This window comes from Paenibacillus sp. BSR1-1 (assembly GCF_030403775.1).
GTDB lineage: Bacteria > Bacillota > Bacilli > Bacillales > Cytobacillaceae > Neobacillus.
Map to the genome: position 1 here is coordinate 490,104 of NZ_JAQMWQ010000001.1, position 14,794 is coordinate 504,897.

The 14,794-nt window shown below is 35.9% G+C and carries 14 protein-coding genes; 4 read left to right on the forward strand and 10 right to left on the reverse strand.

Annotated elements, in window-relative coordinates; genetic code table 11:
• Window positions 1–18 precede the first annotated feature (18 nt).
• The 3 genes from PH210_RS02465 (at window position 19) to PH210_RS29955 (ending at window position 1,745) form a co-directional block, all read left to right on the forward strand.
• A complete protein-coding gene (locus tag PH210_RS02465; RefSeq protein ID WP_289982726.1) occupies window positions 19–429 on the forward strand; it encodes a globin domain-containing protein in 411 nt (136 codons plus the stop codon).
• The gene (locus tag PH210_RS02470) at window positions 422–1,288 is read left to right on the forward strand and encodes a ClpXP adapter SpxH family protein (protein WP_289982728.1); all 867 of its coding nucleotides are present in this window, start codon (window positions 422–424) and stop codon (window positions 1,286–1,288) included. The genes PH210_RS02465 and PH210_RS02470 overlap by 8 nt, the downstream gene beginning before the upstream one ends.
• Before the next feature lie 307 nt (window positions 1,289–1,595).
• Complete coding sequence (locus PH210_RS29955) at window positions 1,596–1,745, forward strand: hypothetical protein (RefSeq protein WP_502306723.1); 150 nt, start codon at window positions 1,596–1,598, stop codon at window positions 1,743–1,745.
• 40 nt (window positions 1,746–1,785) lie between these two features.
• Here PH210_RS29955 and pepF read toward each other — a convergent pair whose 3' ends face one another.
• The 5 genes from pepF to spxA all read right to left on the reverse strand — a co-directional run bounded on the left by pepF (window position 1,786) and on the right by spxA (window position 8,000).
• Window positions 1,786–3,603 (reverse strand): oligoendopeptidase F, encoded by a 1,818-nt coding sequence (gene pepF / locus PH210_RS02475; RefSeq protein ID WP_289982731.1) that lies wholly within the window; start codon window positions 3,601–3,603, stop codon window positions 1,786–1,788.
• A gap of 136 nt (window positions 3,604–3,739) precedes the next feature.
• Entirely contained in the window at window positions 3,740–4,936 is a 1,197-nt protein-coding gene (locus tag PH210_RS02480) for a competence protein CoiA (RefSeq protein WP_289982733.1), read from the reverse strand.
• A 95-nt stretch (window positions 4,937–5,031) separates the two neighbouring features.
• On the reverse strand, window positions 5,032–6,543 hold the full coding sequence (gene cls / locus PH210_RS02485; protein WP_289982735.1) for a cardiolipin synthase: 1,512 nt from the start codon (window positions 6,541–6,543) through the stop codon (window positions 5,032–5,034).
• 74 nt (window positions 6,544–6,617) lie between these two features.
• A complete protein-coding gene (gene mecA / locus PH210_RS02490) occupies window positions 6,618–7,289 on the reverse strand; it encodes an adaptor protein MecA (protein ID WP_289982737.1) in 672 nt (223 codons plus the stop codon).
• 315 nt (window positions 7,290–7,604) lie between these two features.
• Entirely contained in the window at window positions 7,605–8,000 is a 396-nt protein-coding gene (spxA, locus tag PH210_RS02495) for a transcriptional regulator SpxA (RefSeq protein ID WP_289982739.1), read from the reverse strand.
• A gap of 556 nt (window positions 8,001–8,556) precedes the next feature.
• Here spxA and PH210_RS02500 point away from each other — a divergent pair.
• Window positions 8,557–8,745: a hypothetical protein gene (locus tag PH210_RS02500; RefSeq protein ID WP_289982742.1), complete on the forward strand. Its 189-nt coding sequence runs from the start codon at window positions 8,557–8,559 to the stop codon at window positions 8,743–8,745.
• Window positions 8,746–8,787: 42 nt separating this feature from the next.
• On the opposite strand, the gene PH210_RS02505 is transcribed toward PH210_RS02500, so the two are convergent.
• The 5 genes from PH210_RS02505 to PH210_RS02525 form a co-directional block, all read right to left on the reverse strand.
• Window positions 8,788–9,729: an ABC transporter ATP-binding protein gene (locus tag PH210_RS02505; protein ID WP_289982744.1), complete on the reverse strand. Its 942-nt coding sequence runs from the start codon at window positions 9,727–9,729 to the stop codon at window positions 8,788–8,790.
• A complete protein-coding gene (locus tag PH210_RS02510; protein ID WP_289982968.1) occupies window positions 9,730–10,809 on the reverse strand; it encodes an ABC transporter ATP-binding protein in 1,080 nt (359 codons plus the stop codon).
• Between the two features lie 17 nt (window positions 10,810–10,826).
• Entirely contained in the window at window positions 10,827–11,855 is a 1,029-nt protein-coding gene (gene opp3C / locus PH210_RS02515; RefSeq protein WP_289982745.1) for an oligopeptide ABC transporter permease, read from the reverse strand.
• Entirely contained in the window at window positions 11,852–12,784 is a 933-nt protein-coding gene (gene opp3b, locus PH210_RS02520) for an oligopeptide ABC transporter permease (RefSeq protein ID WP_289982748.1), read from the reverse strand. The genes opp3C and opp3b overlap by 4 nt, the downstream gene beginning before the upstream one ends.
• A gap of 110 nt (window positions 12,785–12,894) precedes the next feature.
• Window positions 12,895–14,592, reverse strand: coding sequence for a peptide ABC transporter substrate-binding protein (locus tag PH210_RS02525; RefSeq protein WP_289982749.1), 1,698 nt, complete (start codon window positions 14,590–14,592; stop codon window positions 12,895–12,897).
• Window positions 14,593–14,794 lie beyond the last annotated feature (202 nt).

Below are 14,794 nucleotides of genomic sequence, written 5' to 3' on the forward strand. Positions count from 1 at the left end.
CTAAAAGGAGTTGTCAACATGATTGAGAAAAAGCTTACACCATTCGAAGCCATTGGGGAAGAGACTCTACACCGGCTTGTGGATACTTTTTATGGCCTTGTTGCACAACATCCTGATCTTGCACCAATATTCCCAAATGAATTTACCGAAATTGCTCGTAAACAAAAGCAATTCTTAACACAATATTTAGGCGGGCCAGCACTTTATACTGATGAACATGGGCACCCGATGATGCGGGCACGCCATTTACCATTTCCAGTTACACCAACCCGTGCCAATGCGTGGCTTTCATGTATGGCTCAAGCAATGGATATAATTGAATTCCAGGGACCACTAAGGGATGAATTTTATTCCCGCCTTTATCTTACAGCCCAACATATGATAAATACCCCTGATAATAAAGAAAATATTGGTGATACTCGTGAATAATTCTTGGCCTTCAAGCCCTAAGCAGAATTGCCCTGATAAAAAGCCAATTGAAATTTATATGTTTATTGATCCTTTATGTCCTGAATGTTGGGCGCTTGAACCGATATTGAAAAAATTGCAAATTGAATATGGTCGTTATTTTTCAATTAAGCATGTACTTAGTGGAAGACTGGCTAATTTAAATTTAAGCAGAAAAAAAAGCTATGAGAGCATGGCTGATTTATGGGAGAAAACAGCAAGCAGATCGGGAATGTCATGTGATGGAAGCCTTTGGTTAGAAAATCCGGTCGATGCTCCTTATAATGTTTCTATTGCCTTAAAATCTGCAGAACTTCAAGGGAGACGAGCAGGAATCCGTTTTTTGCGAAAACTACAGGAGGTTTTATTTTTAGAAAAGCGGAATATCTCGGATTTAAAGGTGCTAAAAGATTGTGCAGAAAGTGCCGGCCTTGATGTGGAGGAGTTTATCAATGATATGCATTCTGAGAGTGCTGCTAAAGCCTTTCAATGTGATTTAAAGATTACTTCAGAAATGGATGTACATGAAATTCCAACTTTAGTATTTTTTAATGAAAATGTCGAGGATGAGGGGATAAAGATTACTGGAACCTATCCCTATGAGGTTTATGTTCAAATTTTGGAAGAAATGCTTTCAGAAAAACCAATTCAATCTTCCCCACCTCCATTAGAGACATTTTTGAAGTTTTTTAAATTTGTTGCTTCAAAGGAAATTGCTGTTGTGTATAATATGTCAATTTCTCAAATTGAAAAAGAAATGAAAAAGCTTCTTTTAAAGCAAATTGTGGAACAAATTCCTGCAAAATACGGAACCTTTTGGAGATATATTGAAGAAAATTAAGTATGTCACTTTTTATTTTGATTTTCAATAAAATGAAAATGCCTTGCAGATTTACTGCAAGGCATTTTTCTATTAATACGAACAAAGGGGATGGGAGAAATTTTTCACGGTCAAACAAAGGGGTATATGTTTTTAGTGATCAACTTCACGAATTAAATATAGCATGGGGTTAATAGACTGACAATGAGTTTGTGTGTTATTTCACATTATTGTCAAAAAATCATAATTTCAAGAAATGGACAATAGACATACTATTAGATAATTATAAAAAGGTGGAATTACAATGAACAAATTCCCATTTATTGCAATGATTCTTTTTATTTTAGCTGCGTTTTTTCTCCATTTGCTTGCTTTGCTTAAAATTTTTCCAATAATGCTTAGTACCCCAATTTTGTTTGTATCCATTCTTATTTTTATTTTTTACCTTAATAACCGAAGGCGATTTAAAGGTTTTTAAAAGGGATGGCGACAACTGTCACCATCCCCCTTTATTTTCCTTATGATAATAACTGCTCTAATTCATTTAGTTTTTCTTCGAATACTTTACATGCATTTTTTATTGGATCGGCGCTGGTCATATCAACTCCGGCTTTCTTTAACACTTCAATCGGATAATCTGAGCTTCCTGCGCTGAGGAAGTCAATATATCTTTTGACTGCGGATTCTCCCTCTTCTAGAATTTGCTTGCTTAAGGCAGTAGCCGCACTGAAACCAGTTGCGTATTGATAAACGTAGTAATTGTAGTAGAAATGTGGTATTCTAGCCCATTCTAATCCGATTTCCTCATCTATCACAATATCTTCTTCACCAAAATATTTTTTGTTTAATGCATAATAACTTTCCGTTAAAGATTCGGCTGTCAACGCCTCATTATTTTGGGCTTTCTGATGAATCAAGTGTTCGAATTCTGCAAACATCGTCTGGCGGAATACGGTTCCTCTAAAGCCTTCTAAATAGTGATTTAAAAGGTAAATCCGCTTTTGTTCATCATCAATTGTCTTTAATAAATAATCATTTAATAGTGCTTCGTTACAGGTTGAAGCGACTTCAGCCACGAAAATGGAATAGTTTCCATACGGATATGGCTGTGATTTTCTAGTGTAGTAACTGTGCACAGAATGACCAAACTCATGGGCAAGTGTAAATAAATTGTTCACATTATCCTGCCAGTTCATCAAAATATAAGGGTGAGTCCCATATGCCCCAGAAGAATACGCGCCACTGCGTTTACCTTTGTTTTCATGGACATCGACCCAGCGGTTTTCAAAGCCTTCTTGTAATATCTTTGAGTATTCCTCACCTAATGGCGCTAACCCCTTAATGATTAAATCTTTTGCTTCTTCGTATTTAATTTCCATTTTCACATCTTTTACAAGCGGTGTATACAAATCATACATATGGAGCTCATCTATGCCTAGCACTTTTTTACGAAGCTTAATATATCGATGTAATAAATGAAGATTATCAGTTACGGTATTAACAAGGTTGTCATATACACTTTCAGGTATATTATTAGCAGAAAGGGCTGCATGTCTTGCCGATTCATATTTCCTTATTCTTGCATTGAAATTATCCTTCTTTACGTTGCCGCTTAGTGTACTAGAAAAGGTATTTTTAAAATTTCCATATGTTTTATAAACTGCCTTGAAGGCATCACGTCTAACACGCTGATCCTTGCTCTCCAAAAAGCGAATATAGCGGCCATGTGTAATTTCTACATCTTCTCCGTTTTCATCTTTAATAGATGGAAACTCCAAATCAGCATTATTAAGCATTCCAAACGTATTACTTGAAGCATCCATTACTTCACCGGCTTCAGCTAGCAATGCTTCCTGCTCAGCGGACAGTACATGTGGTCTCTGCAAATTAATTTCAGCAATTGCATGCTCATAAAGCTTTAATTCGGTCTTATCATTTAAAAAGCTAGTCACTTTGTTTTCATCAATTGCTAGAATTTCCGGAACAATAAAGGCAAGTTGACTAGCTGCTTGAGAATACAGAGCTTTCATTCTATCGTCTAATCCTTGATAAAAAGAATTTGTCGTATCCTGATCATATCTCATATGGGAATATGTATATAGCTTTCCAATTCGTTCAAGCAGCTTATCCTGATATTGCAGAGCTTTATAAAAGGTTTCGGCACTTTCACCCAATTTTCCCTCAAATTCTTTAATACCAGCAATTTGACTTTTTACGTCCTGAAACTCTTTTTCCCAATCCTGGTCACTGGAAAAAATATCTTCTAATTTCCATGTATCATCAACGGGAATCTCACTTCTTACTGGTAGCGATTTTACAGCTGCCTCATTTGCCATCGTCCATCCTCCATTCTATTGTTTAACGAATAACCGGCACATAAATAATATTCTCCTAATCCTTCCAATTTCCTCTTTTAAGGTTTGAAAAGAAACCTTTTACCCTTCTATATTATGCCCATAGCCATTATTTCATTTACTGTTTCACTAACATATTAAGATATTTTTGATTAAAGTGCAGCTTAGCTTCTTCCTTTTCTCGATTAGATGTTGGGATCAATATTTTCCGCTTTAGTTTAAAAGTATTTTCTCCTATTTCAGTTAAAACACCAATCTTTTCCAACAGTTTCAAGTAGGAAATCTCGGCCGAAATCGGATCAAGAGAATCAAGCTGCGGCAAATTTCGCAGTAAAATTTCCTTTCGATAGATTCTTTTATTAAAATGAAAATTTAATTCCTTTAGTGTAAAAGTTTCCTGTGGTTTTTTGTCAGCAAGCAAATCAATAAATATATATATTTGCCATATGACGGGAGGTGTTTGTATAAGAATTGAATGTGGAACGTGAAGGCCTATTTCTGGAGGTAATAAAAACATATTTATATTTCGTTTATATATTTCATGGAGGAAAGAGTTTTGTTTTGGGTTGGGATGAAGCATCCAATTTAAAATAAACGATTCTTTTTCTTTATTCCAGATATCTATATTTGTATTGGCTGATAACCTAGGACCTAATAATCGTTCCAAACTAAATTTATCTAGTGGATATATGGAATGTTGAACAAAAGCATTTTTTATTGATATGGGTTGAATGGATTCTAGGAGATGGAACTGCCTATTTTCGGGGCAATACGATGGAATAAAGTAATTTTCTTTTGGAGCATTCCGTAAAAATAAATAATCAAAGTTTGACAATGCAACGACATTTCTTCTTTTTTTATGGATATGGCTGCTGGCGATAATCCACAACGGGATATATTCATGAGTTAAATAATTGGTCGTTCTCTTGATAAAATCCTTTTCTGGCAATGGAGAACATTGATATTCCAATGCGTATTTCTCCCCCTCATAATGAAACATAATGTCAGGACGCTGCCCAATATCTTTTTCATAAAACTCTAAAACAGCAGGAACGTTTTGTCCTAAAAGCCACTGAAAGAGCTGTCGTTTTCCTTCCATATGATTTATGGTTTCATTCTCAAAAAACTCTCGGCATCTCCCGCCACTTTTATGGGCAAAATGAAAAATTCGTTGATCTCCTAATTTTAGCAATACACTTTCCCCGCAGATTGGGCAAATAAATTCTTCTTTTTTACGAAGGGAAATAAGGGTTTCCTTCCTGTAATGATAACCGAGACATACTTGTTTACCTGATTTCGTATTAGCAGTTAACAAGATTTTCTCCTCCTTTCACCAATAAGATTCGGCAAAATTTGCTAAAAATCCTTTTTTTCAATTAAAAAACTCGCCATTCGACGAGTTTTTTATCTTTATAAGAGTGGCGAAAGCAAACGCGCAGTTGATTCTAGCAATCTAAAACCAATATGCCGCTGTTGAAAGGTTTGTAATTCAAGCTGCTTAGAATGCTTTAGGTCATTTACATATTCAGCCACAAGCTTTTGGGTACTTTCTGTCCTAAATAAGAAAGCATTGACTTCAAAATTTAAATGAAAGCTTCTCATATCCATATTAGATGTGCCAATTGATGCCAGTTCATCATCTACAATCACAATTTTACTATGCATAAAGCCCCTCTCATATTCGTATACCTTTACGCCAGCTTCTAAAAGTTCTGGAAAATAGGACCTTGAGGCATGAAACACAATTCGTTTATCAGGCCGGTTCGGGACGAGGAGCCTAACATCAATTCCACTAAGCGCTGCAACTTTTATGGCTGAAAAGATATCCTCATCTGGAATAAAATAAGGGGAAGCAATCCAAACAGACTTTTTAGCAGATGCAATCATGGAAAAAAAGATATTTTTTATAACACTCCACTCATTATCAGGACCTCCAGCAATCAGCTGAACTCCACCATGACTTTTAAAATCTATTTGCGGCGATAAGTATTCAGCCGTTAAAAAACTATGATTGGTCATGTAATACCAATCCTGAAGGAAGATTAATTGCAGTGTTCGAACGGCTTCCCCCTTCAACATTAAGTGTGTATCACGCCAAAAGCCTATATCTTTGTCTCTTCCTAAATACTCATCCCCGATATTCAATCCGCCAACAAATCCGATTGTGCCATCAATTACAATGATTTTTCGATGATTACGGAAATTAAACTTATTATTTAAAAAGGGGAGTTTAACTGGTCCAAAGGTAACCGTTTCGATACCGGCATTTTTTAAATCATTTATATAAGCTTTAGAAAGCTTCCAGGAACCAACTGCATCATATAAAAATCGAACCTTTACCCCCTGCTGCGCTTTTTCAATTAAGATATTTTTAATTTCCTGACCAATCCGATCATGGCGAACAATATAGTATTCTAAATGAATATGGTGCTTAGCCCTTTTTAATTGCTCAATGATATGAAGAAACGTTTCTTCTCCATTTGTTAATATTTTTGTAGAAGTATCAAAGGAAATAGGACTATTGCCTAATTTTTGAGCTAAAGTGAATAATTTCCCCTGATGTTCTCCTAAAAGATTTAGTTTTTCTTCACTTCTTGGATCATTTTCACCTTCAACCGTTAAAAAAGCTTGTTTATCAAGAAAATACTTTTTTCTAAACATCTTCTCTTTGCGATAATTACGTCCAAACAGAAGATAAAAAATAAACCCCACAAGTGGAAAGCTTCCTAAAACGACGAGCCATGTAATGGTTTGCGTGGGATGACGATTTTCTAAAAAGATGACAAATCCAATAAAAATGACTGACAGCGATATTAAAACGCTTAAGAATCCAAGAAGCCCGCTTTCCAATCGATCCTTAAAGAAAAACAAAAGTATGGATAGAACTAAAAGAAAGCAAACAACCCTTACAGTGTTTTTCAATGTCCTCACCTGCCAGAAGCTACAAATTTATTTCATACTAAAATACCGATTTCAATACTGAAATCGGTACATGTCTAGTTAAAATATTTCCTTAGAGTTCCAAAAACATCTTCAGAAATTATTTCCTTCCCATATTCTTGAATCCGATGAATCGTAAGTTGTGTTTCATAACCATACTCAAGCAATAGACTTAATAGGTCATCGATTTCATCTTCTTCAAATAAATCTTCCGGAAATTCAGTATATAAATAGTATTTCCCTTCAAAATGAAATAGCTGGGTTACTAAATTATCTAAACCTGAGCGCTTTGATAACATTATTACATCTTCAAAGTCTTTAAAGGCAAGTATGAACTCCAATGTTTCTTCTTCGAGTAAAATTTCATCTTCGTCACTATGATTTGGACTGAAGTGTTGATCTAAGATTTCTTCAAGTTTTTCATCTACTGGCAAATCCTTTAATTTATCATTAGGAATAGGGAGCTCAAACTTTTGGCCATCTTTAGAAAGCTGGGCTTTTGTTACAAGAACCTCTAATCCCTTATCAAGAGCTTGAACTTGAATCCAAAGCGGGCCTTCAACGACAAACTCCTCTTCATCATGAACTTCATCCATCATTTCCCAAAAGAGTTCTTCGCTTCGTTCGCGATTGTACCAGATTTCTTCGCGATCAAATCCTCTTTCTTCTATGTCACCATAGGAAATATAAAATTTGACTGTATTTTCGTTAATACGTTCAATCTCCAACATAATCTCTCCCTTCCTTTGTCGATATTGAAGGGACTAAATACCCCCAGCAGATAATGCCAATTAGCATTTACTCAAATAAAAAAGTTTATTCAAATTTAATTTCTACAAAATGTAAATACTCCTGTACTTTCATTTTATGATATAAGTACTAATAAGGGAAATAAAAAAATCCAAAATCAAAAAATCCATTAAAAGCCTAATTATTTAAGGAATTTTCAAATAAGGATATTCCTTAAATTATAACAAAACTTAATCAAAATAACAAACATTAGAATACAAAAAAAGACCTCCAGGCAATGAAGGTCTTAATATTTAGTTAACCATCCGTTGAGCTTCTCGCAATTGATAGGTCCTTACTCTTCTAGGCAAGAAACGTCTAATTTCATCCTCATTATAGCCAACCTGTAAACGTTTTTCGTCTATGATAATTGGGCGTCTAAGGAGACCTGGATTTTCTTTGATTAATTTAAATAAATCTTGAAGTGGCATATTATCTAGGTTTACGTCTAATTTTTGAAAAGTCTTCGACCTTGTGGATATGATTTCATCTGTTCCATCCTCAGTCATCCGTAGAATTTCCTTTATTTCCTCCATTGATAATGGTTCCGAAAAGATGTTTCTCTCTTTGTATGGAATCTCATGCTCTTCTAGCCATGATTTAGCTTTACGACATGATGTACAACTTGGTGAAGTGTATAATGTTACCATTCGATCTTCACACTCCTCTTTAATTTGCGAATCATATTTATTAAAACGAAATTAGATATTTTTAAAGTATACAATAAAAAAACAGGATAAATAATTAAAATTATTATAAATAAGGAATTTATATCATTTATTATACACCACTGTTTCCAAAAAGGATATCCCTTTTTCAAAAAATGTTCAACACCTAATAATTAAGAAAAATGACGTTTCCATTATATTAGACGAATATTTAGTCTAAAGGTTTCAAAAATATTTACATATTACCGTTAGTTTTTTTTAGCCAATCCTATTTACTACATTAAATGTTCGAATCTAATTTCCTCTTATATGAGGGCTTTTAAGATATTTTTTAAAAAATCCATATTACCGATTAATTGAAAAGAAAAAAGCAAAAGGCTCATTCTCAATTATAAGACCGAAATGAAAACGCATTCATTATAGCTGTGAACTTCTGAGCTGTGTCTGTTTATTTTCCTCTTCCCTAAAGTTGTAACTTCTTTTAAAATAGAAATGGAGGGATTAAAGTTTTGTATTGCAAAAATTGGAGGGTGTTTCTATGGGTGCTTACATAACTGATTTAACGATTGTTGCTATATTAATTATTGGGATTACAGCCCTTATGGGTGTCATAACAAACAGTTTTGGAGAAAAAGTCTTCGGAGGAAAACGCCGCACTGAATTTACAGATCAGGGTGCTAAATATCAAACAGGATGGAAAAATGTTGGTGGTAACAGAAAAGCATAAGCGTGCATAAGAAAAAACGATCTCAAAGTCGAGATCGTTTTTTTAATGTTTACTTTGAACTTGATATTGTTTAAATTCTCTTTCAGAACAAAGAACGAAGTGCCCAGGGGTAACTTCTCTAAATTCAACCGATTCATTATCCTGGTAATTATGACTTGCAGGGTCATAAGATTTACGTCTGCGAGTCCGTTCAGCGATTGGATCCGGTGCTGGAATGGCAGATAAAAGTGATTGTGTGTACGGATGAAACGGGTTTCTGTAAAGTTCATCCGCGGGTGCAAGCTCTACCATTTTCCCAAAATACATAACACCGATACGATCACTAATGTATTTTACCATGGAAAGGTCATGTGCAATGAAAAGGTATGTTAATTCTTTTTCTTTTTGCAGCTTTTTCATGAGATTAACAACTTGAGCCTGAATAGAAACGTCTAATGCTGAAATTGGCTCATCCGCAATAATAAACTCAGGTTGAACAGCAAGTGCACGAGCAATCCCAATACGCTGACGCTGACCACCAGAAAATTCATGCGGATAACGGTTTGCGTGTTCTCTATTTAATCCAACTGTTTCTAGGAGTTCATAAACCTGATTCATTCGGTCTTCTTTGGATTTTGCCAATCCATGAATATCGATGCCCTCTGCAATAACATCGGCAATTTTTAATCTTGGGTTTAAAGATGCATATGGATCTTGGAAAATCATTTGCATTTTACGATTAAACTCTTTTAATTGCTTTTTAGATTTTCTGCCATGAACATCTACGCCGTCATACAAAACTTCTCCGCCAGTGGCATCATATAAACGAATAATAGTTCGGCCTGTTGTCGACTTTCCACAGCCTGATTCCCCAACCAGGCCCATAACTTCGCCTTTAAAAATATCAAAAGATACATTATCTACTGCTTTTACTTCATTAGCTTTACCTTCATTGAAATATTGCTTTAAACCTTTTATCTCTAATAATTTTTTCTGTTCAGCCATTTATTTTCCCTCCTTATTTCCAGGGAATGTTCCTGCCCCTACACCTACGCCTGTGCCCACATACTGATTTTGACGTCTTTTAACAGCATCAGGCGGCTCAACCTTTGGTGCATCCGGATGAAGTAACCAGGTTGCGGCATAGTGTGTGTCGGAAACCTTGAAGAACGGCGGCTCCTGTTCTAAGTCAATCTTCATAACGTAAGGATTACGTGGCGCAAAGGCATCACCCTTTGGTGGATCTAACAGATCTGGAGGAGTACCTGGAATAGAGAATAGCTCCTCATCATCTGTTTCCATGTCAGGCATAGAACTGATCAATCCCCAAGTATACGGATGCTGAGGATTGTAGAAAATCTCATCAGCAGTTCCAATTTCAACGATTTTCCCACCATACATAACTGCAACCCGATCGGCTACATTGGCAACAACACCCAGATCATGTGTGATGAAAATAATAGATGTATCAATTTTTTTCTGCAAATCCTTCATTAGCTCAAGAATTTGTGCTTGAATAGTTACATCCAATGCGGTCGTCGGTTCATCTGCAATAAGAATTTTCGGATTACATGCCAATGCAATAGCGATAACTACCCTTTGTCTCATCCCACCAGAAAATTGGTGAGGATATTGATTGACACGAATCTCAGGTTTTGGAATCCCAACAAGTTTTAATAACTCTACTGCTCTTTCCTTGGCAGCATGTTTACTCATGTTTTGATGTTTAATTAGCGGTTCCATAATTTGGTTAGCGATTTTCATTGTTGGATTTAATGATGTCATTGGATCCTGGAAAATCATCGAGATATCTTTACCGCGGATTTTTTGCATTTCTTTATCTTTTAATTTAGTTAAATCTTTTCCGTCGAAAAGGATTTGGCCGCTTTTAATTTCTGAATTATGCTCAGGAAGTAAACGCATAATAGATTTCGTGGTAACGGATTTCCCAGAACCGGATTCACCCACAATGGCCAACGTTTCTCCTTTAAATAACTCAAAGTTAACACCACGAATCGCTTTTACTTCACCAGAAAAAGTATGGAACGATATATTTAAGTCTTTTACTTGTAAAACTTTCTCCACTACCATTCACCTGCCTTCTAATCACGCATTTTTGGATCTAGTGCATCACGCAAACCATCTGCTACTAGGTTAAAGCATACCATTATTAATGCAATCATAACGGACGGAATAATCATTTGATATGGAAACGCAATCATTGCTTTAAATCCATCATTTACTAATGTTCCCAATGAAGCATTAGGCTCTTGAAGTCCCAAACCAATAAAGCTAAGGAATGCCTCGAAGAAAATAGCATTCGGGATTGAAAACATAGTATTAATTATAATTACGCCAAACATATTCGGAATCATATGTTTGAATATGATTGAGCCATTTGAAGCCCCTAATGTTTTAGCTGCTAAAACAAATTCTTGGCCTTTAAATTTTAATACTTGCGCACGGACAACACGAGCCATACTAGTCCATCCCGTAATAGTCAAGGCGATAATAATTGGAATTATCCCTGGTTTAAGGACAAGAATCATTAAAACTACGACAATTAAGTTTGGAATACCTACAATTACCTCGATGATCCGCTGCATAAAGCTGTCCAATTTTCCACCAATATAGCCTGAAATAGCACCATATGAAACCCCAATCAGCATATCAATTAAAGCAGCCATGAATGCAATCAATAAGGACACCTGTGTACCCTTCCAAACACGGGCAAAAAGGTCACGTCCCAAATTATCAGTCCCAAACCAATAATATGCATCTACCTTACGTACTTCATAGGCGTTATACTCCGAGCCATCTCTTCTTGTTAAGGTTCCATCAAAAGGAAGCCAATGAACATTCTCAAGCCCTTGAATCCGTGGCGGCAAATTATTATGTTTTGTTGTTTGCGTGTCATAGGAATATGGTGTAATCATAGGACCAACAAATGCCATAACAAGTAATATGACAAGCACAACAAGGCTAAAAACGGCCCCCTTATTTTTTCGAACCCGAAGCCATGAATCCTGCCAAAAGTTTAGGCTTGGCTTTGCAATTTTTTCACTTTTAGACGGATCAACATGGGCGGGTGCAAACATATCTTTTGAAATTAAAGTTTCTTTGTTGATCATTTAGTTTTCCCCCCCGAAATACGGATACGTGGGTCGATGATTCCATAAAGAATATCAACAACTAATATAATTACGACGAACAATACAGCAAATAAAATATTTGTTCCCATGATTACAGGATAGTCGTTAACACTGATAGACTTAACAAACTGCTCCCCAAGTCCCGGAATTGAAAAAATTCTCTCAATGACTAAAGAACCCGTCATCAAACTGACTGCCAAAGGACCAAGAACCGTAACTACTGGAATTAGGGCATTTCTTAAGGCGTGCTTAATGCTAATTTGCCAGAAGCTGGCACCTTTTGCCTTTGCAAGGGTAATATAATCCGACCCTAAAACCTCAATCATTTCTGTTCGCATGAATCGAGCTGCGATAGAAATTGGGAACATCGCTAAAGCGATCGTTGGAAGGATCGTGTATTCCGGCCCCCTCCAGAACATTACTGGCAGCCATCCCCATTTAACTGCAACGTAATACTGCAGCAATCCAGCAAAAATGAATGAAGGTACAGACTTACCTACAACAGCCAAAAATGTTGATCCATAATCAACCCAAGTGTTTTGCTTCAATGCGGCAATAACACCAAGAAAAATACCAATAATTGAGCCAAAAAGCATGGCTTCGAAACCAAGTGTTGCGGAAGGACCTATTCGGTTTGAGAGAAGTGTTGTAACAGGGGTATTATCAAATTGGAAGGATATCCCCAAATCCCCCTTCACCATATTCTCCATATAGTGTAGATATTGAACAGGCACAGGGTCATTTAAATTGTACTTATCAAGTAAAATATTGCGCTGGACCTCTGTGAGCTTTTCAAAGTTATTAAAGGGACTTCCAGGAATTAACTTCATGAGGAAAAATGTAACGGATGCAACAATGAAAAGTGTAATTAACATATAGAGAACGCGTTGCAATAAATATTTCGCCATGCCTACACCTCCTAATTAGTGGAATATTCGACGTTTTTCGACAATTCTGACACAGGTAAAAAGAGAGTATATTTTTCCAATATACTCTCTTTCTATTTGATTAAATATAGCTACTTTTTAAGGATTTTAATCCACTGGTAACTATATTCTGCACCAAATGCATGGTGAGCAAAACCTTTAACCTTTTGATTAACTAATAAGTTAGATGAACGTTGGTATAATGGTGCAATTGCAGCATCATCTTCTAACAAGATTTTTTCAGCATCTTGAAGAGCTTTCCAGCGGTCTTGTGGCTTAAGAGCTAATTCTTTATTAGCAGAATTGATTAATTTGTCAAATTCTGGGTTGCCGTAATCCATGTGGTTTTGTCCGCCGCCAGTTACCCAAAGATCCATGTAAGTCATTGGGTCAGCGTAGTCAGGACCCCAACCACCCATTAATAAACCGTAATCTTCTTTGTCTTCACGAGCAATACGGATTTTGAAAGGTACGCTTTCAATAGTAAGCTTTAATCCAGGAAGATTCTTTTCTAATTGGTCTTTAATAAAAGCATCAGTAGTTTTAGCAGCTTCTGTATCTTGACCAACATAAACTAGAGAAACTTCTTTAACACCTAGTTCTTTTAAACCTTGTTCCCAAAGTTTTTTAGCTTCTTCTTTATTTGTCTTTAAGTATGTTCCAGCAGTATCACGGAAATCTTTGTTATCTAAGAAAGCGAATCCTTTTGGAACTAAGAAATCAGCCGCGATTGAACCGTTAGCTAAAACATCGTCAACTAAAGCTTTTTTGTCAACAGACAAAGCGATCGCTTTACGGATGTTTTTGTTTTTCAAAGCAGGAATCTTTTCATTCATTTTTAACCACCAGATAGATGGCTCTTGGTAACGTAGTAAGTCTTTTGTTCCTTCAAATTGTGAAAGAATTGCAGCTTGTGAAAGCTTAGGTGTGATATCAGTTTCGCCAGCAGTAAATGCGTTAGCAGAAGCCTGACCATCTTTTGATACGTTAAAGTTAATCTTTGTTAAAGTAACATCTTTTGCATTCCAATAAGTATCGTTCTTTTCAACTGTCCATTCAGTTGCAGTAGGGCCATCCCATTTAGTCATTTTGAATGGTCCGTTGTAAACTAGGTTAGCAGCATCTTTTGCAAAGTCTGCGCCTTTTTCAGTAACGAACTTTTTGTTTTGCGGGTAGAACAATGAGAATGTAAGGTAAGACTCAATGTAAGGAATTGGACCTGTTAAAGTGATTTCTAAAGTATTAGGGTCAATCGCTTTAATACCAAGGTCTTCAAGCTTAGCTTTACCTTCAGTAATTTCAGTTGCGTTTTTGATTTTGCCCATCATGAAGTATGGACCATATGGAGAAGCAGTTTTAGGATCAATTGCACGCTGCCATGCAAACACGAAGTCATCTGCAGTTACAGGGTCTCCGTTTGACCATTTAGCTTCTTTTTTCAATTTAATTGTTAATACAGTTTTGTCATCATTATAAGTTGGCATACCGTCAGCAACACCAGGAATAACTTTTTGATCTGGATCTAAACGGTATAAACCTTCGTTAATAGCTCCCAAAATTGTACCGCCAAGCACGTCTTGGTTCATAACACTATCCAATGATGGAATTTCAGCAGATTCTAAAACATTAAGTTCTTGAGAGTCTGCTAATTGCTCAGTTGCTGCACCTTTGTCAGTGCCCTTGTCCTTGCCAGTATCCTTGCTTGTATCCTTACCGCCAGAGCAAGCAGCGAGGAACATACTAAGAACTAGTGATAGTACTAATAGTAGTGAAAGTTTTGATTTCTTCACTAGTAGACCTCCCTTTTCTATTATTCTGAAAAATTACTACATTCTCTATTATACATATTTTCAACCAATTGTACATTACTTTTTGAAAATTAATTTACAGATTAGATACATTCTTTACGTTAACATTACAAATACCTATGTTATAATTTATTCTTGTAGCCATTTTCGGGTATAATATAGCTATATTTTCCTTTATAAATCA

Excerpts from the sequence above, each read along its gene's own strand:
- PH210_RS02465 (WP_289982726.1), top strand. The coding sequence starts at position 19 with ATGATTGAGAAAAAGCTTACACCATTCGAAGCCATTGGGGAAGAGACT.
- PH210_RS29955 (WP_502306723.1), top strand. The coding sequence starts at position 1,596 with ATGATTCTTTTTATTTTAGCTGCGTTTTTTCTCCATTTGCTTGCTTTG.
- pepF (WP_289982731.1), bottom strand. The coding sequence starts at position 3,603 with ATGGCAAATGAGGCAGCTGTAAAATCGCTACCAGTAAGAAGTGAGATT.
- spxA (WP_289982739.1), bottom strand. The coding sequence starts at position 8,000 with ATGGTAACATTATACACTTCACCAAGTTGTACATCATGTCGTAAAGCT.
- PH210_RS02500 (WP_289982742.1), top strand. The coding sequence starts at position 8,557 with ATGGGTGCTTACATAACTGATTTAACGATTGTTGCTATATTAATTATT.
- PH210_RS02505 (WP_289982744.1), bottom strand. The coding sequence starts at position 9,729 with ATGGCTGAACAGAAAAAATTATTAGAGATAAAAGGTTTAAAGCAATAT.
- opp3C (WP_289982745.1), bottom strand. The coding sequence starts at position 11,855 with ATGATCAACAAAGAAACTTTAATTTCAAAAGATATGTTTGCACCCGCC.
- opp3b (WP_289982748.1), bottom strand. The coding sequence starts at position 12,784 with ATGGCGAAATATTTATTGCAACGCGTTCTCTATATGTTAATTACACTT.